Below are 18482 nucleotides of genomic sequence, written 5' to 3'. Positions count from 1 at the left end.
TAAGCCCTATGGAATACAGAGCTAAAGCCGCTTAAATCCTTTTTATTATTTCCACTGTCTACTTGACAGGGGGCAGTTCACTTTTAAAGGGCTCTGTTTCACTTTATTTACCACAGCACCTTCTTTGAAAAATGGAGGGAACATCAACAATGCTGATAAAAGAACAATCGTTGCTGCGACTAAATATCCTGCACTAACTCCAAAATACTCCATGACACTTCCGGATATGATGGGTCCTACTACAAAACCAATTTGCCCCATACCTTGAATAATTGCATTTGCTTGTTGAATTTGATTTTTATTCACTATCTTTGGAATCAATGATGCCCCTGCTGGTCCTGAAAAAGCATCCAATGTCCCAAAAATCATACCTAATACAACCAAATGTGAGATTGATAAGCTAGAAGTATAGGATAATACAAATATTAATACTAGAATGCATCCTTGAATAAAGCTAGTGGTAAACATAATGGACGTTTTTTTAAATTTATCAGCGATTATCCCGCCGAAAGCCATCATTAGAATCCGAGGAACAGTAATAGAAACAAGGACGATCCCAAGAGAACTAGCCGACCCTAGCTCTGTAATGGCAAACCACGTAGTAGTCGTAAAAAAAGTGCTAAACCCTATAAGTGCTAAGAATCCTCCTATAAAAATTAATAAGAACTGACGATTTTCAAATAATGTTTTTTGTGTGTCCATAGATCAAAATCCTTTCTGCTAATATATAATCAGCATAAGGTGTGACGTAACGTCTTAGACAATACTTAAAATAAAAAAAGTTAAATGTGGTGTGAAGTTTCTTAGATAATACATAATTTGAAACGAGGGTGAAATGACATGGAAGTCACAATTGGACACTTTGCAAAGCTCGTAAATACAACAATTAGAACGTTAAGGTATTATGATAAAATTGAACTTCTTAAACCGACAAACCGCAATGAAAAAGGACAGAAAGTATACACGCGTAAAGAGTGGGAATTGTATCAAAAAATCAGCATCTTTAAACAATTAGGTTTATCACTAGAAGAAATTAAAACTCATTTATATAAAGACACATTGAAAACTAAAGAACTATTAGATTTACAAGAACAAATGATTAAACAAAAAATGGAAGAACTGAATGAGTCTTTACAAACGATACAAAGAATGAAGGAGCTGTACGGGAAAAATTCCATTTCTGACAGAGAAATAGAAGAATTCACTTTTATCATGCTGGATGTATTTAGGAGAGAAAAGAAACAAATTCATGCATTAGAGAAACATTTTCATGATAACCCAAGCATATTAGCTGAAATAGAGTCACTGAAAGATCCCAAACTTAGTCTAGAGAGAGATAAAGCAACAATAGATTTGCTTTCTATTACAAGAAAGTTATTAGTCCATAATGAAACGGTTAACAATCCAGAAATGTTAAATGCAATCAATAACCTGGTTACTCCTACAACAAGAACCTTGTTTACCTTGCTACAGGACGAGACATTCTTGGAATCCAATCAGCATGAGTTTAATAGTTATATCCCTGAAGATTTAGGTATTTATCTATATGAAGGGTTGAAAGCTTATTTTACTAGTCGCTCAAGTCAAGAAGAGAAAAAATATCAATGAGAGGTAACAATAATGGGCATTTCTTTAGAAAAATTACGATCAGCGGATGGTGAAACTTTATTTGAATTTGAAGTTAAGAACAGAAAATATTTTGAGAGAATGGTGCCAAGCAGGGGAGGAGATTATTATACCTTTGAAACGTTTAAATTAAGGCACCACTTATTACTGGAAGAGCAAGCGAAAGGGGAATCTTATTACTATCTAATTAAGGATCATAGCGGATTAATTCTTGGCCGGATAAATGTAGTAGATATTGATAAAGAGCGCAAGTTAGGTTACATCGGGTATAGAGTCGGAGAAGAATACGCTGGTAAAGGGATTGCGAAGAAAGCATTGAAGATTTTGATAGAGCTACTTGCTGATACAGGAGTAGAACATCTCTTAGCTAAGACAACGAATAACAATACCGCTTCACAAAAGGTATTAGAGAAAAACGGCTTTACTTACATATCTACAAGTGAAGAAGAAGTTGAAATGAATGGAAAAAGTTTGAAGTTTGTTTATTATAGGAAAGATCTATAATGATTTATTCGGTGATTATTTAGCTGTATGAATCCTCATTTTAAAGAGAGCAGCCCTTCTGTGGAAGATCTGCTCTCTGTCGTTAGTTTTAACTTAACTCTTTATAGGGTAATGCTGTTTTCTAAAAAAGATTAGAAATACTATTCCAATCATGGCCCCGACAAGGTGCGGGATATGTCCTACAGAACTCATTACGCCAAAGGTTAAGGCTACTATGGAGATGACCACTATGGCTAGTGGCAATACGAAATTAGGTAGATTAAAGAATAGCTCTTTTTCCCACGGAAACGTTAAATGATAATAAAACAATATAGCCATGCCAGCGACACTAAACCCTATTCCCGCAGTGCTTAATAAAACAAGAGTGAGACCGCCTGATAAAATACATACTACTACCAAAACGAGGAACTTTATTTTTCCTAAAAGCTGTTCTACCCATGATCCAATATAGAGTAATAGGAACATATTAATTAAAAAGTGATACCATTCTACATGTACAAAACCGTGAGATAAAAGGGTAAACCAATTTTGCGGGAATTGTTCATAGGATAGAGCAAGAAACCTAATATTCTCTGAAGTAGTGACTTTACCATAAAGAAAAATAACCGCACAAATACTGAAAAAAGCAATGGTCATCGGAGATTTCTTGAGTACGTTCCATTCCATATTCTCAACCCTTCCTACTTTCAATCAACGCTAAAGATTCCTCGGCCCACTCTTTTTCTGCTTCGATCGATTTCATAGCTCTTTTGATGGTTAACAGCCAGTAGAACAGCGACCTTTCATAACTATTTTCCTTCGCATCTAATTCCGCCTTATTTTGAATCAGATTTAATATTTGTAGTAAGTCTTCTTGTTGCTTTTGGTATCTTCTGATTTCAAAACTAACCTCGTCATCATCCATAAATTCACTAAAAAAGATCCTCATTATGAATTCATCGCGTATAGGGGCATTTAAATCTTGAGGAAACTTTTGCAGCCATCTTAAGAATGCTTCGTTTCCCTTTGTTGTGATCGTGTATACCTTCCGATCAAATTTGCTTTCCTGCTCTATTACTGAAGAACTCACAAGCTGTTGACTCTCCAACGTTTTAAGCTCTCGATAAATTTGACTGGTCTTCGCATTCCACATAAATTGCAGTGAGGAATTAAAGGTCTTCTGCAAGTCATAACCAGTCATACTCTTATATTTAAGCAAACCTAATATCCCAAATCTTAAGCTCATTGATAGTACCCCCAGACTTTTTATATTCAACTTGTTATATATAATATATTATTAATGGATGATTATGTAAATTGATTTTTCTAAATCATCTAGTTGATCATGAAAACAACTATGAAAGAAGTCAGCTAGAAAATGGTTATTTATGTTAGAATAAACAAAGATTGAGAGGTTTGTATTTAGGAAGATAAAGAATCACGGAGGAGAGCCTATGTGGGAGCAAAAGATCATTCAGACAGACAGGGGAGAGTTTGATGTTTTCGTAGCAGGCAGCGGGGAGCCGTTATGTGTTACTCACTTGTACAGCGAATTTAACGAACGTGGAAATTATTTTGCAGATAGGTTTGTTGATTCTTTTAGTGTTTTTCTTGTCAATTTAAAAGAAGCTGGTCATTCTCCTCATGTTAAAAATGATGAAGAAATGAGTATGAAAGCGACCTCAGAAGATCTAGAAGCAATAAGAATAGCTTTAGGATTTGAGAAATGGAACTATGCAGGGCATTCAACAGGAGGAATGCTTGGATTGGTCTATGCGGCCCAACATTCCAATTCATTAAAACGATTAATCGTCGGTGGAGCAACCGCCACGAAAACCTATATAGAGCATAAGGATAGTATGTACAGCTATAAACATCCTCTAAATAAGAGGATAAGAGAGTTGTTATTAATCATTAAATCAAGTGATTCGACAAAAAAAGAGAGAATGCAGGCTGGACGCGAATGGACGGAAATGTCGTTATACGAGCCAAGTCGTTATGATGAATTTTTTTCAAAACCAAGCAGTGGGAAGGTTGTTCAAAAGCGTATAGATTATTACATCAATAACGAACTGCCAACTTATGATATTCGTGAAACTCTTACACATATCAAGGCTCCTACGATCATTTTTTGCGGAAAATATGACTCTCAATGCCCTTTAATTTATTCAGAAGAGATACATAACCTTCTTCCAAATTCAAAGCTGGTTGTTTTTGAAGAAAGCAATCACTTTCCTCATTTAGAAGAGAAGGAAAGATTCAGAGAGATGGTAAAGGACTTTCGGGACTTAGTATAAGTACTCATTAAATATTTCGGGTTAGAAAGGGCTCTAATCTAAGGGGGGAATAAGAAAAATGGAACATAAACACTTGCTAACTATTTCATGTTCATTGCTCTTTATTAATCTACTTTCTTACCCCGTAATGGCCTTCTTGACGTTACCAAATTTCGTTGCGTACGTTACGGTGCTGCTTATAGGTATGCTCGGAATTAGCATATGTGTATTAGGAAATAAAAGATCTCAAGCTTATTCCCAATCTATTTTCAAAAACTTAATCATTCTACATTTAGCGGTAATGGCATTCCCGTTAGCAATTTACATGTATGGTTATTTAGTTTTCAATTAAAACTAAAGACACTTTATCATACGATAAATTTTATAATCATAGAGGCAGGTAAACATGTTTAATAAATATAATACATTCTGGCTTTGTTTGTTTGGGTTGATGTCCATTCTATATGTAAGCAGCTTTATCTATTCTGGAATCAAAGCATGGCGCGATATGGGAGCGATCCATTTTAATTGGCTTTATCTAATTTTAGGATTCATTTTCTGTTATTGGTTCATTCAATTAACTAAAAAACCAAGTCTGTTAAACATTACACTACAAAATATTGAGAGAAAGATGGTTGAAATGGGTTTGACCAATGCTTTTATTGAGGAACTAAGGCATGTGTTGAATAGCAGATTAAATACATATGGAGAATCAGCGTTTCGAGAATGGTTTGCAGGTTTAAATTATCAATTGCCAGAGGAATTTAAGGATGAGAAAGCCGCCATTAAATTGTATGAAGAACATACAGAATTGATAGAAAAACAAGTAAAGAAATTAGAACAAGAAACAAAATTAACGTGGGGTGAACAGACTGTTGATCTTATAGGGATGAATGAAAAATCAAGAAAAGTACAACTAGTCATCAGGCATAGATTATCTGATATCGCGTTAGATTTAGTGGATTAAAGAAGTGCGTTTACACCAAGCGAAGAGAACATACCATTACATTAAATTATAAGAAAGCATCAGAGCTATTTGGATGCTTTCTTTCTTTTTGTTTTAACGTGCATGACTATATTATAGAGGATCCCGATCCCCATTACACACATAGTAAGAAGATATAACCATAAAGGGTATTCTGGAAATAAAATAAATAGTGCTAGAATTACTGTGAAATTACTATTTGCAATAGCTCTGTCCTTATAGCTATAGTCACGAAAGGAACGTTTCTCTTTTTTCATCCGATCACCTCTTTGCTGTAAGTAGTTAGGACTGTCTATTATTGAACACGAGGCAACATACATATCATTTAAAATATTCCTTTGTCATAGCAATAAAATCTGCTAGTTGCGGGCTTACCCACTTGTCTTTATGTAAGGCCATTTGTGTGGTTAGAGTGGGCATCTCTACTGTGAATTTCAACTCTACCAATTCAGTCTTTTTTAATTCTTCTTTAACTACCATTTCGGGCAGAACAGCCACACCCAGATTTGAGATTACACATTGTTTTATCGCTTCTAAGCTAACGAATTCAAGAGTGGTTTTAGCAGTGACTTGATGATTAGTAAGTATATATTCAAAGATGTTTCTGTAAGGACAGCCACTTTCTGTATACAAAATTGTTTCAGTTCCTAAATCTTCAGGATTAACCGTTTTTTTAGAAGCTAGTGAATGAGTTGGTGAGCAAATCAAGAGCAACCTTTCTTGGATTAAAGGGGTCGATTGAACATAAGGGTTGTTTTTCTGGGTATCCATTATAAAGGCTAAATCAATCTCTCCTGCCATCAAACTTTTCGTGGCCATCTCATCTGAGTGAGCTGCTTTAAAAATAAGTTGAATAGATGGGTGCTTCAGTTTAAAGTTCCGTAATAAGTATGGCAAACGATACGTGCATTGACTTTCTTGAGCCCCAATAATAAGCATTCCGCCTTTTTGGTCAGTTGTCAGAGCACTTCTCGCTTCCTCTTCTAAATGTATAATCTTAGTTGCATATTCCCTTAATCGTTCACCAGAGTGAGTGAGAATTAATTTCTTTCCAAGCCGCTCAAAAAGCTGAAGGTTCAACTCATTTTCTAAATTTTTTATTTGAGCTGTTACACTGGATTGAGCATATTGAAGTTTCTCTGCCGTTTTTGTGAAATTTAATGTCTCAGACGCCACTAGAAATGTGCGGAGATGTTTAATGTCCATTTGTACTCCTTCTTATCGATCGGAAATAACGATCATTTCAATCGAAATAATCATCTGTAACGATTTCAATAAATAGTGTACTCTTAGTTTACAAATTATTCAAGGAGGTACTATATGAGAAATCTATTGATCATTAACGGACATGATTACTTCGAGAGGGCGCAAGGACAGTTAAATAATACAATGGTAAAGTATATTACAGAATTCACAAAGAGGGAGTATGAAGTAATACATACCGAAATTATAAAGGGCTACCACGTAAATGAAGAGATCCAGAAGTTTAAATGGGCAGACGTCGTCATTATCCAAGCACCTATTTATTGGTTTAGCTTACCGGGTGTTTTGAAGAAATATATAGATGATGTCTTCGTCCCTGATGTGTTCTTTGGAAAAGCTAAGAAGTTTGGGACAGGTGGAAAGTTCAATGAGAAGAAATACATGCTCTCGGTTACTTGGGGGGCAAGGAAATCAGCGTTTAACGGCATGAAAGACGATTTTTTGGAAGGATTAAGTGAAGATCAGGTTTTATTTCCAATCCATAAAACATTTGAATACTGCGGCTTTAATAAATTGCCCACTTTCTCGACCTATTCGGCAATGAACCTCGTGGAGCTAGATCCATATATCGCAAAAATAGAACACTACTTACAGGAACATCTGTTTAATTGATTAGAATAACACTTAATTTTTCATAGTATATTCTCCCTGAAATTTAGTTCGTTTGCCACTATATAACCAGCAGTAACAGTAGTTAGTTAGTATAGGGCAATTTAAGTCATTCGGAAGCCATGTAAACAAAGATACCCTTTTAACATTCTTATACAATACTTATTATGATAAAATTTCATTAATAGTTTATATTTACCACAACAATATTTAACAAGGGGTTTCTAATGGAGTATAAGATTGTATTTTTTGATATTGACGGAACGATTACAAATCATGAGGACGGTAGCATTTCGTGTAAGACGAAAGAAGCGATCAAAGCGTTAAAACATAAAGGGCTGAAGATTGTAGCGGCAACCGGGAGACCTTTATCAATGTGTAATGAAGTAAGAGAATTAGGAATCGACATATTCATAACAGCGAATGGTGCCTATGTGAAGCATGATTCCAAAGTTATTCATAAAGTACCGATGGATAAAAGCATCGTTCAAGAAGTAGTTGAATATGCAAATGAAAAGAATCATGGACTATCATTCTACTCGGAAGATTTCTGTATGAATGGTGTAAAGGATGACAATATACTAAGAGCGTTAAAGGATACTTTATCTTTAAATGATTATCCAGCGATTAACGAACTTATTTTTAATCATGAAGTATATCTAATGTGTCTGTTTGCCGATGATGAAATGGTTGAAAAATTCATTCACAAATTTCCTCATCTTTCATTTAAAAGATGGCATCCTTTTGTATTAAATGTTTTACAAGAAGACATATCGAAATCATTAGCAATCATAAAAACACTAGAATACTTTAATATTAATAAATCTGAAGCTATCGCATTCGGTGATGGTGAGAATGATATAGATATGCTGGAATTAGTAGGGTTGGGCATTGCGATGGGGAATGGAACTGACAGTTTGAAGAAGGTAGCAGATTTTGTAACTCGTAATTCTAGCGAAGATGGTATAGCCTACGCACTAAAAAAATTCGGAGTTATTTAATATATACAATTATAAAATTTTATCTTTATAAAAAAGCTAAAATGAGATTGATATACAAGAAAGCTTTATTTAACATGATCATCATATATTTTGATGAGGCACGAGGGGGAGGGAGATATAAATCATAAAGTAAAAATAAATTACTGTTCTTGCAGTTTTAATAATCTTTATCCTTATAAATCTAAATGTTTAAAAAGAGGAACTGCCTGATGACCAAGAAAGAAGTTCGTTGGCCTTTTCCTTAGAAGCACTAGGATATAAGTTCTCTTAGTATCAGTTACAAAGGTGTATGATAATGATAAACTTTCTGGAACGATTATTGAGTAAGCTTAAACTCAATTTGCGTTTTGGAATTTCATCTGTTACTATTAAGGAGAATTATTTTTGTTCGATTTTAGGAATGAATAAGTGGTTAAGCTTTTCGCCTTTGATAACTGAACATCTATAGTAATAAATGGTGGAATTAGTCCACCGCAGGAGGAAACACACATGGAACAAGGTACAGTAAAATGGTTCAACGCAGAAAAAGGATTCGGTTTCATCGAAATTGAAGGTGGAGATGATGTATTCGTACATTTCTCAGCTATCCAAGGCGAAGGATTTAAATCTTTAGATGAAGGCCAAAAAGTTACATTTGAAACAGAGCAAGGTCAACGTGGACTTCAAGCTGTTAATGTAAACAAAGCATAATGAAGAAAGGACTCTAGATTAGAGTCCTTTTTTTATCTGAACAAATAACGCAAAAAAGACTGACTAATGAATGCCTTCCCTTTTGACGGGTCCGGCATTTTACATTTAGTCAGCCTCGGGGCATACATGTTACAAGTGGTAAAATGGTTAGATGAAGCATACCACACAATGCCTAGAACACCTAATGATAATTACAATTTATTTAAAATGAACGATACTAGCATTTATAGCACTAATGAAAAGGAAGTGAACTTTCATGATTAATATAACAATTCCAACACCTAATGTGACGATTACCAAACAAGACAATCCAGAGCTAAGTAATCTCTATGGATTTACTGACTTTCACCTGATCCCTAGAGATAAGGGTGGTATTTTTATGTTTTATAATGACAAGAAAGAGTTATTGTTCGTCGGCAAAGCAAGAAAGTTAAGACAAAGAATCAAAAAACATTTTGAGGATACGGTATCGCCAATCAAAATGTATAGAGATGAAGTTGCTAAAATTGATGTTTGCATTATTGAAGGCCCTATTCATAGAGAAATCTATGAGACGTTTATTATTAATGAACTCAAGGCTAAGTACAATGTAGATAAAGTGTTTTTTAAGTGAAACCTGAATGATAGTTTTGATATGTAATGAAATGGACTACATCACAAGCGATGCTTAATCAAGCATCGCTTTTTTGCACTCTTTTTTATTGTCTTCAAACTCAAAGATAGCTTCATTTTCTACTGTAGCATTTAGTGGAAGGTGAGTATGGAATAGCGAGTGTTAAGAGGTGATTAAAGCACCGAGAATAACAATGAAAGGTATGGAACGTGAATTACTAGAAGCCGGATACAAAATAAAAGAGAAATGTTTTCTTGCGGAATCGCTATACATGATCATAGCCCAGAAGAAGTAATAAAAAAGTAATCTTTTCGTCAATTATAGATATTGAGTATCTTTAAAGTATATAAAACAAATCCTAACAGCTCAGTTTATAATTCTGAATGCAAAGATTTTGTTGAACTTACCGACACTCTATTACTACATCTCTTTTTGCTCATCGCAAAAGGACTTATACAGATTAATGCTTTCGTAAAAGCATTAATCTGTTATACTAAACAACATACTTCTGAAAAGAAAACTTTTCTATCATAAAATAGCAATAAACAAAAGTTGTTAAGTTTTATTTCAATATTCTTATCGATAATAATCGATAAGACTTGAAAGCATTTTCGTATAGTTTATATTGCTTACATTGATTAAAGGTGAAAATGAGACTAATATATATTAAAGTTCTTTTCGATCTTCTTCATTCTAATTCCATATAATTGAATCGAACTTAAAGGAGAAATAATGCTACAAAAACTCTATGAAAGGTGAAAAAATGACGACTTCAACAAAACCTTACCTTATTAACTTAATTAATCTTTACTCCGAACATAAAGATGATAATTATGCAAAGTGGTCTAAGCAGTATTTAAGAAATCAATTCGAATTTTTAGGTATTCGGACACCTATTCGTCGGAAATTAACCAAACAGTTTATAAAAGAAAATGGATTACCACCCAAAGAAGAATTAAAAGAAATCATTTTTATGTTATGGGACCTTCCAGAGAGGGAATATCAAAAGGCAGCCCTCGATATTCTCGATAAAACAAAAAAAGATTTGACGGTCGATGATATGCAGTGGTTATCCCAGCTAATCGTAAAAAAATCATGGTGGGATACCGTGGATGTGCTCTCTCCTCATATCATAGGGTATATGTTATCAAATAATAGTGATCTTATTATAGCCTATCCAGATCAATGGATTGAAGATGAGAATATTTGGTTGCAACGTTCAGCAATATTGTACCAACTTTACTACAAAGGTGATACAGATGAAAATCGCTTATTCAAATACATACTAAGACGAAAAAGCAGCACTGAATTTTTTGTACAAAAAGCGATTGGTTGGATATTACGTGAATATGCTAAATCCCGTCCAGAGAGCGTGAGGTCTTTTGTATCTAATAATGATTTGAAACCACTTAGTAAGCGAGAAGCCTTAAAACACCTTAAAAATTCATATTGAAGTATTTGTATCATTAAAACAGGCCTGTTAAATCTATTTGCACTAAAATAAACAATTCACTTTGAATTAGACTAGTTGCGTATTTTGTACATATAGTTGAAAGCTAAGTGAAAGAGAAGCCTTTTAAAATAAAACATTCTCTAAATAACCAACTAACAACTCCTTGCTACACTCAGCCCCTTTAATCGCCTCTGTTAAAGAGGTGATTAATTGATCTGTCACAGAAACGATATCTTCGCTTTCTGATGGTGTATCAAGGATCTCAATCACTGGAGAACCTGGATGCTTAATTTTACTAAACAGCCTTAAAATGGCATTAAGAGAATAATGAGCTTGTCTCAAACTGCGAATAACACGCAGCTGTTCCACTTCCTTTTCTCCGTATACTCTAAATCCGTTCTCAAGCCGCGGGACTGAAATTAGACCGTTACGTTCCCAGTTACGTAATGCCTCTGATGTGACACTTAATAGCTTTGCCACTTCTTTTCTAGAGTACGTTTGATTACCTTGTACGGACTCTTTCCTCAGCCATTTCTCAACAACATCGGCCGCTTTTACAGCATGGTGATACTCTGTTTCCAAATGCGAGATATATTGGGTTGTTAACTGCAGAGCGCCTTGGAAATCTTCTTTGCCCGATGCATATACGATTTGTCTTGCTCGATTTCTCATATCGCCTTGCACAATTTCACATGTAAACAATAACCGCGCTATCTTCATTTGCAGCAAGTGGACTTCTGAATAGATCCGATATCCATTTTCTTTTCTAGGAACAGGAGAGATGTAGCCCCAATCTTCATAAATTCGCACAGTGTTAGGGTGTACGCCCACTAATTGTGCCATTTCATTTGTTCGATACACCCCAACCACCTGCTTTCGGTTTAATTTTGATTCTCTATAATCAATTGCGACGGATCGTCTGCGTCTTGCATAACTATGAGTTGATGCATAGCACGGGTGCAAGCCACATACAATAATCCTTTTTCAAACGCAGTTCTGTATGCACTGCCACTCACAAAAGGAACAACTACTTGATCAAATTCAAGTCCTTTAGCCAGCTGAACGGTAGTAAGTGTAATTCCTTCTGTAAAGCTAGAGCTATCCTCATCTAGGCGTGTGAACGTAAATTTCTCACGCAAAACTCCATCTAACGTTTGCACCATAGCTTCTGTTTTGCAAATAATTCCACAAGTTTTAAATTTGCTCTGTTCAAACGCCTCCATAGCATCCATTTCATTTCGATAATCGACCATGTATTGTTTCAAGTCCTTATATTCATCATGATAATTTTCAAGCTTGCCGGCTTCTTTCTCATACGCTTTATGCAATTTGGTTAAAATCGTTGATAAAGAAATGATCTCATCAGGAAATTTAATCATTAATATCCCTCCTTATTCTAAACACAGCAACCATCTTAGCAAAAAAGGAAAGAATGGTGGCATATTGGAGGATTGGTTAAATGATATTAAAACTCCTATTTGAAGTGACACACATTACTCACATGCCTAATACATTATCCAAAAGAGGTTCAAATTGAATGCACTTTCCTTCTGTATTGTGTTAAATCATACTTGACTTATAGGATTTATGAGTTTACCATTAATTCAACCATTATTTTTATTTTCAGTTAATGAAAAGACGAATGAAAGGTAGTCTCTATCAATATAGTGACAGATGATAAGTTCATATTTGTGAGGTGGATATCGTTGCAACTTCAGGTAGTTAACAGTCCTTTTAGTCAGGAGCAGGCGGATCTCCTTAATCAACTTCTGCCAACGTTAACAGAGTCCCAAAAAATTTGGTTGACGGGTTATTTAGCAGCATCCCAATCAGCTGCAGCCACGGCTGCACCAGAAGCTCCGGCAGCTCAAGCTTCTACAGAAAATGCTCCGCAGCCCATTTCCAAAGAAGTAACCATTCTTTTCGGTTCGCAAACGGGTAATTCACAAGGTCTTGCAAAACAGGCAGGGAAGACCCTTGAGGAAAAAGGCTTCCAAGTAAACGTAACATCAATGAATGATTTTAAGCCGAATCAGTTGAAAAAAATTCAAAATCTTTTGATCGTTGTGAGTACACATGGTGAGGGAGAACCTCCGGATAGTGCACTGACATTCCATGAATTCCTTCACGGAAGAAGGGCTCCAAAGCTTGACGATCTACGTTTCTCTGTCTTAGCACTCGGTGACAGCTCTTATGAATTTTTCTGTCAAACAGGTAAAGAATTTGACCAACGTCTAGAAGAGCTTGGTGGCACACGAATTCATCCTCGTGTCGATTGTGACCTTGACTATGATGATCCAGCAGCAGAATGGCTTGATGGAGTCATTAGCGGTTTAAGTGAAACACAGGGCGCAAGCAGTGCACCAACGCAAGCAGCAGCTGCACCTTCCAGTGGTGAATCAGCATATTCAAGAAAGAATCCATTTAAAGCGGAAGTATTAGAAAATCTTAATTTAAATGGCCGCGGTTCTAATAAGGAAACGCGTCATCTTGAATTATCGCTTGAAGGATCAGGACTTACGTATGCACCAGGCGACAGTCTAGGAATCTATCCTGAGAATGATCCTGTATTAGTAGATTTACTCATCAAAGAAATGAACTGGGATCCAGAAGAAATTGTAACGGTCAATAAACAAGGGGATGTTCGTCCGCTTAAAGAAGCGCTCACTTCTCATTTTGAAATTACCGTGTTAACAAAGCCGCTTCTTGAGCAGGCAGCAAAGCTATCTGCTAATCAAGACCTGACAGAGCTTTTATCAACAGGTAATGAGAAACTAAAAGAATTTATTGAAGGCCGTGATTTGCTTGATTTAGTTCAAACGTATGGTCCATGGAGTGGATCAGCACAAGACTTCATCTCCATCTTACGCAAAATGCCAGCCCGTCTTTATTCGATTGCAAGCAGCTTATCAGCCAATCCTGATGAAGTTCATTTAACAATCGGCGCTGTTCGTTATCAAACACACGGCCGTGATAGAAGCGGAGTTTGCTCGATATTATGTTCAGAGCGTCTAGAGCCAGGTGACACGCTTCCTATTTACATTCAACATAACGAAAACTTTAAGCTCCCTGAAAATCCAGAGACACCAATTATTATGGTAGGGCCAGGTACAGGGATTGCACCATTCCGTTCGTTTATTCAAGAACGTGAGGAAGCAGGAGCCGATGGAAAGTCATGGTTATTCTTTGGCGACCAGCATTTCGTCACAGACTTCCTTTACCAAACAGAGTGGCAGCAATGGTTAAAAGACGGCGTACTAACGAAAATGGATGTCGCATTCTCTCGTGATACAGAGGAGAAAGTTTACGTGCAGCACCGTATGCTTGAGGCGAGTAAGGAATTATATGAGTGGATTGAACAAGGAGCGGTTGTTTACATTTGCGGAGATGAGAAGCATATGGCCCATGATGTACATATGACTCTGATCGATATTATTGAAAAAGAAGGGCAAATGAGCCGTGAGAAAGCGGAGCAGTACCTTGCTGATATGCAGCAGCAAAAACGTTACCAACGTGATGTATATTGATTTGGATCGGAAGGAGAACAGACAACATGGCTAACGAGAAATTAAAAGCGCCAGACGGCCCTCCAAGTGATGTGGAGCGAATTAAACAGGAGAGTAATTTGCTGCGTGGTACCTTAAAGGAAGTAATGCTTGACCGTATCAGTGCGGGCATTCCAGATGATGATAACCGCCTGATGAAGCACCACGGCAGCTACCTGCAAGATGACCGTGACCTGCGTAACGAACGTCAAAAACAGAAGCTTGAACCAGCCTATCAATTCATGCTGCGTGTCCGTATGGCAGGCGGGGTATCAACACCCGAACAGTGGCTTGTGATGGATGAGCTTGCAGATAAATACGGAAACGGCACACTAAAGCTGACAACACGTCAAACATTTCAAATGCATGGGATCTTAAAATGGAACATGAAGAAAACGATCCAAGAGATCCATGCATCGATGCTTGATACCATTGCCGCGTGCGGAGATGTTAACCGTAACGTGATGAGCGTGTCTAACCCAGACCAATCTCAAATCCATACAGAAGTGTATGAATGGGGCAAAAAAATAAGTGATGATCTATTGCCGCGCACACGAGCGTATCACGAAATTTGGTTAGACGAAGAAAAAGTTGCTTCTACACCTGAGGCAGAAGAAGTCGAGCCAATGTATGGCCCGCTCTATTTACCGCGTAAATTTAAAATAGGGATTGCTGTCCCTCCGTCAAATGATGTTGATGTGTACTCACAAGACCTTGGCTATATTGCCATCATTGAAAACGGGAAGCTGATTGGTTTTAACGTTGCGATTGGCGGCGGTATGGGTATGACTCATGGTGATAAAGAAACCTATCCGCAGCTTGCTAAAGTGATTGGATTCGTCAAACCAGATCAAATCGTTGATGTTGCAGAGAAAATCATTACGATTCAACGTGATTACGGTAATCGTTCAGAACGTAAATATGCCCGCTTCAAATACACAGTGGACCGTCTTGGTCTTGAGAATGTGAAAGAGGAACTAGATAACCGCCTTGGATGGAGTCTTGAGGAAGCAAAGCCTTTCCAATTTGACAGCAACGGTGACCGCTACGGCTGGGTGAAGGGTGTTCGAGGCAAATGGCATTATACGATGTTTGTAGAAGGCGGTAGAATTGTTGATACAGAAGATTACAAGTTAAAGACAGCTGTGCGCGAAATTGCTAAGGTTCATACAGGTGATATCCGCCTTACAGCGAACCAAAACTTAATCATCGCTAATGTATCCACTCAGAATAAGAAGCAGATTATGGCACTTATCGATCAATATGGGTTAACAGACGGGAAGAACCATTCTGCTCTTCGCCGCAGCTCAATTGCCTGTGTGTCGCTTCCTACATGCGGCCTTGCAATGGCAGAAGCAGAGCGTTATTTACCAGTTTTAATTGATAAGATTGATGCAATCATTGATGAAAACGGACTTCGCAATGAAGAAATTACGATTCGTATGACCGGCTGTCCGAACGGCTGTGCCCGCCACGCATTAGGCGAGATCGGCTTTATCGGAAAAGCGCCAGGCAAATACAATATGTATCTTGGAGCAGCCTTTGATGGCAGCCGTCTAAGCAAAATGTACCGTGAGAATATCGGGGAAGAGGAAATCCTGCGTGAGCTTGGTGACATTCTTCCACGTTATGCAAACGAACGCCAAGAAGGCGAACACTTCGGTGATTTTGTTATCCGTGCAGGAATTATTAACGCAACGACTGACGGAACGAATTTTCATGCGTAAATAGAGATAAGAAAGACAGGGATGTGTCCCTGTCTTTTTTGTATTGTGAGTAATAGGAATCAGTGAAACCAATGAAAATATTTCTTCTAACATTAGGTGTTGATTTCCGCTGCAGGCACACGCTTTCCGCGGGCGGCCCGGGAGCTTCCTCGTCGCTACACTCCTGTGGGATCTCCCTGGTCACGCGCATCACGCTGGAGTCGGTGCCTTCCTCTCCAATCAACGGAGGAAAGGTATTAATAAGTTGTTCCTATCATTGGTGAAAGCTATTAGGAACCTTTTCAGACGTCGGTAACAGCAATGATGCTTTCAATTAAAGTGACCATTTTTAAATAGTTCGACTAAATAAAGTAACGAAGCACATAACCTAGCGGATGAAATATGCGAGACTTCTGTGGGGACTAGAGCAGGGGTGAGATCCAAAGGGCCAAAGCCCGAGGAAGCTCACCAGCTCCCCACGAAAAGCGAAGTATATTTCAGGAGCGGCGAGCTTACTCTTATCTCATGCGTTGACCGCCTTTCAGTTAAGCCTCTCACCGCGGAAAGCGAAGCATATTTCAGAAGCGGCGACTATGATATATCCCATGTTCGAGGCGCTTTATCTTCAATCGCTTTTAAAAGCTAACTAAATCCTCCAACATACATTTGTTTAAAAAACAAACATGCTGGGAATATACATGCTGTACACGTATTTTAGAAGTTTAATTGAACATCAACATATTAAAAAAGGAGTTTTTCCCATGCGAAATCAACTGAAGCATTATATTAATGGTGAATGGACAGAGTCGACTGGCTCTCGGGTAATTGAAGTCATTAATCCAGCAACAGAGGAAGTGATGGGTAAAATCAGTTCAGGTACGGAAGAAGATTTAGATAAAGCGGTAAAAGCTGCAAGAGCGGCATTCCCAGCATTTTCACGTTCGACAAAAGAAGAGCGTATCGAATGGTTAGAGAAGATCGTTCAAAGCTATGAAGCGAGAAAAGAGGAGCTTATTGAAGTGATGACCGATGAGCTTGGTGCTCCGTTATCAGTCTCTGAGGAGGTCCACTATCCGATGGGGCTTAATCACTTTAAGCAGGCTATTGACTCTCTTGCTGACTTCAGTTTTACTGAGGATCGAGGGGGCCATACTCTTTTAAAAGAATCAATTGGTGTGAGTGGGTTGATTACGCCTTGGAACTTCCCGACTAATCAACTTTCCACAAAAATTGCGAGTGCAATCGCTGCAGGAAGTCCAGTCATTTTAAAACCGGCATCAAAAACACCATTTGCAGCGGTCATTGTCGCTGAAATCATTGATGAAGCAGGCTTGCCAAAAGGTGCATTTAACCTTGTAAATGGCTCCGGCTCTGTCATCGGAAATGGAATCAGCTCACACCCTGACATTGACTTCGTTTCCTTCACTGGTTCTGGCGGTGTTGGAGAAACGATCATGCAAAAGGCAGCGGAAACGAAAAAGAAAGTGGCCCTTGAGCTTGGTGGTAAATCACCTGTTGTCGTCCTCGATGATGCAAATGTGGAAGAGGCAGCGAAGACTGCTATCTCCCATATCACAAAAAATACTGGACAAGTTTGTTCAGCCGGGACGAGAGTATTGATTCCGGAATCTATGAAAGAGGAATTCGAACAGAAGGTCGTTGAATTTCTTCCGAATTATCCAGTCGGAGACCCTCGTAAAGAAGGAGTCGCAACTGGCCCGCTCGTCTCAGAGGATCAGTGGGAGACCGTTCAATCCTACATTGAAAAAGGTGAAAATGAAGCGAAACTGCTTGTCGGCGGAGCAGGAAAGCCCGAAGGATTACCAACTGGCTATTATGCGAAACCAACATTTTTTACCGATGTGTCAAACGATTCCGTTATTGCACAGGAAGAAATTTTTGGCCCAGTATCAGTCATCATTACGTATAGTGATGTAGAAGATGCAATCGAGAAGGCCAATGATACAAAATACGGGTTAGCAGGCTATGTAGTCGGCCAAGACCCTGTTCAACTCAGCTACGTTGCCTCAAGCATTAGAGCCGGCCGTATTGTCGTGAATAATGCCGAAACAGACTTTAACGGACCATTTGGCGGCTACAAGGAGTCAGGTCTCGGCCGCGAATGGGGCGACTTTGGCATCGAGGAATATTTAGAAGTTAAATCAGTACATGGCATGCCTAAATCATAAATGGAAAAATACCAGCACACACTGTGCTGGTATTTTTTATGAG

At 37.8% G+C, this 18482-nt stretch carries 18 protein-coding genes; 12 read left to right on the top strand and 6 right to left on the bottom strand.

Annotation, left to right across the window (positions count from 1 at the left end; all coding sequences use genetic code 11):
- Window positions 1-45: 45 nt before the first annotated feature.
- The gene (locus tag A33I_RS05695) at window positions 46-702 is read right to left on the bottom strand and encodes an MFS transporter (protein WP_022627510.1); all 657 of its coding nucleotides are present in this window, start codon (window positions 700-702) and stop codon (window positions 46-48) included.
- Window positions 703-840: 138 nt separating this feature from the next.
- On the opposite strand from A33I_RS05695, the gene A33I_RS05690 reads away from it, so the two are divergent.
- Together A33I_RS05690 and A33I_RS05685 are read left to right on the top strand one after the other, a co-directional pair.
- A complete protein-coding gene (locus A33I_RS05690; RefSeq protein ID WP_022627509.1) occupies window positions 841-1608 on the top strand; it encodes a MerR family transcriptional regulator in 768 nt (255 codons plus the stop codon).
- A gap of 12 nt (window positions 1609-1620) precedes the next feature.
- Window positions 1621-2130, top strand: a complete 510-nt coding sequence (locus A33I_RS05685; RefSeq protein WP_022627508.1) for a GNAT family N-acetyltransferase — start codon at window positions 1621-1623, stop codon at window positions 2128-2130.
- A 93-nt stretch (window positions 2131-2223) separates the two neighbouring features.
- On the opposite strand, the gene A33I_RS05680 is transcribed toward A33I_RS05685, so the two are convergent.
- Entirely contained in the window at window positions 2224-2796 is a 573-nt protein-coding gene (locus A33I_RS05680) for a rhomboid family intramembrane serine protease (protein WP_022627507.1), read from the bottom strand.
- Window positions 2797-2800: 4 nt separating this feature from the next.
- Window positions 2801-3355, bottom strand: coding sequence for a PadR family transcriptional regulator (locus A33I_RS05675; protein WP_022627506.1), 555 nt, complete (start codon window positions 3353-3355; stop codon window positions 2801-2803).
- A gap of 208 nt (window positions 3356-3563) precedes the next feature.
- Between A33I_RS05675 and A33I_RS05670 the strand changes: the two genes are divergently transcribed.
- On the top strand, window positions 3564-4406 hold the full coding sequence (locus A33I_RS05670) for an alpha/beta fold hydrolase (RefSeq protein ID WP_022627505.1): 843 nt from the start codon (window positions 3564-3566) through the stop codon (window positions 4404-4406).
- A 385-nt stretch (window positions 4407-4791) separates the two neighbouring features.
- Window positions 4792-5352 carry a hypothetical protein gene (locus tag A33I_RS05660; RefSeq protein WP_022627503.1) on the top strand — a complete coding sequence of 187 codons (561 nt, stop codon included), beginning with the start codon at window positions 4792-4794 and terminating at the stop codon, window positions 5350-5352.
- Between the two features lie 339 nt (window positions 5353-5691).
- Here the strand turns inward: A33I_RS05660 and A33I_RS05650 are convergent, their stop codons facing one another.
- Complete coding sequence (locus A33I_RS05650; protein ID WP_022627501.1) at window positions 5692-6576, bottom strand: LysR family transcriptional regulator; 885 nt, start codon at window positions 6574-6576, stop codon at window positions 5692-5694.
- Window positions 6577-6690: 114 nt separating this feature from the next.
- Here A33I_RS05650 and A33I_RS05645 point away from each other — a divergent pair, with 114 nt between their 5' ends.
- The 5 genes from A33I_RS05645 (at window position 6691) to A33I_RS05620 (ending at window position 10999) form a co-directional block, all read left to right on the top strand.
- Window positions 6691-7245, top strand: a complete 555-nt coding sequence (locus A33I_RS05645) for an NAD(P)H-dependent oxidoreductase (protein ID WP_022627500.1) — start codon at window positions 6691-6693, stop codon at window positions 7243-7245.
- 224 nt (window positions 7246-7469) lie between these two features.
- Window positions 7470-8243, top strand: a complete 774-nt coding sequence (locus A33I_RS05640; protein WP_022627499.1) for a Cof-type HAD-IIB family hydrolase — start codon at window positions 7470-7472, stop codon at window positions 8241-8243.
- A 489-nt stretch (window positions 8244-8732) separates the two neighbouring features.
- Complete coding sequence (locus tag A33I_RS05635) at window positions 8733-8933, top strand: cold-shock protein (RefSeq protein WP_012958796.1); 201 nt, start codon at window positions 8733-8735, stop codon at window positions 8931-8933.
- A 256-nt stretch (window positions 8934-9189) separates the two neighbouring features.
- Complete coding sequence (locus A33I_RS05625) at window positions 9190-9546, top strand: nucleotide excision repair endonuclease (RefSeq protein WP_022627497.1); 357 nt, start codon at window positions 9190-9192, stop codon at window positions 9544-9546.
- Between the two features lie 763 nt (window positions 9547-10309).
- Window positions 10310-10999, top strand: coding sequence for a DNA alkylation repair protein (locus tag A33I_RS05620; RefSeq protein WP_031311444.1), 690 nt, complete (start codon window positions 10310-10312; stop codon window positions 10997-10999).
- A gap of 123 nt (window positions 11000-11122) precedes the next feature.
- On the opposite strand, the gene A33I_RS05615 is transcribed toward A33I_RS05620, so the two are convergent.
- On the bottom strand, window positions 11123-11860 hold the full coding sequence (locus tag A33I_RS05615) for a MerR family transcriptional regulator (protein WP_022627494.1): 738 nt from the start codon (window positions 11858-11860) through the stop codon (window positions 11123-11125).
- A 20-nt stretch (window positions 11861-11880) separates the two neighbouring features.
- Window positions 11881-12378, bottom strand: coding sequence for an ATP-binding domain-containing protein (locus A33I_RS05610; RefSeq protein ID WP_022627493.1), 498 nt, complete (start codon window positions 12376-12378; stop codon window positions 11881-11883).
- A 327-nt stretch (window positions 12379-12705) separates the two neighbouring features.
- Between A33I_RS05610 and A33I_RS05605 the strand changes: the two genes are divergently transcribed.
- The 3 genes from A33I_RS05605 (at window position 12706) to A33I_RS05595 (ending at window position 18439) form a co-directional block, all read left to right on the top strand.
- Window positions 12706-14526 (top strand): assimilatory sulfite reductase (NADPH) flavoprotein subunit, encoded by a 1821-nt coding sequence (locus A33I_RS05605; protein WP_022627492.1) that lies wholly within the window; start codon window positions 12706-12708, stop codon window positions 14524-14526.
- A gap of 26 nt (window positions 14527-14552) precedes the next feature.
- Window positions 14553-16271 carry an assimilatory sulfite reductase (NADPH) hemoprotein subunit gene (gene cysI / locus A33I_RS05600; protein WP_022627491.1) on the top strand — a complete coding sequence of 573 codons (1719 nt, stop codon included), beginning with the start codon at window positions 14553-14555 and terminating at the stop codon, window positions 16269-16271.
- A 740-nt stretch (window positions 16272-17011) separates the two neighbouring features.
- Window positions 17012-18439, top strand: a complete 1428-nt coding sequence (locus A33I_RS05595) for an aldehyde dehydrogenase family protein (RefSeq protein WP_022627490.1) — start codon at window positions 17012-17014, stop codon at window positions 18437-18439.
- Window positions 18440-18482: the final 43 nt, after the last annotated feature.

The sequence above is a fragment of the Alkalihalophilus marmarensis DSM 21297 genome, assembly GCF_000474275.2.
GTDB lineage: Bacteria > Bacillota > Bacilli > Bacillales > Bacillaceae_D > Alkalihalophilus > Alkalihalophilus marmarensis.
The sequence above is the reverse complement of the archived record's forward strand: the minus strand, read 5'-3'. Positions and strand labels throughout refer to the sequence as shown.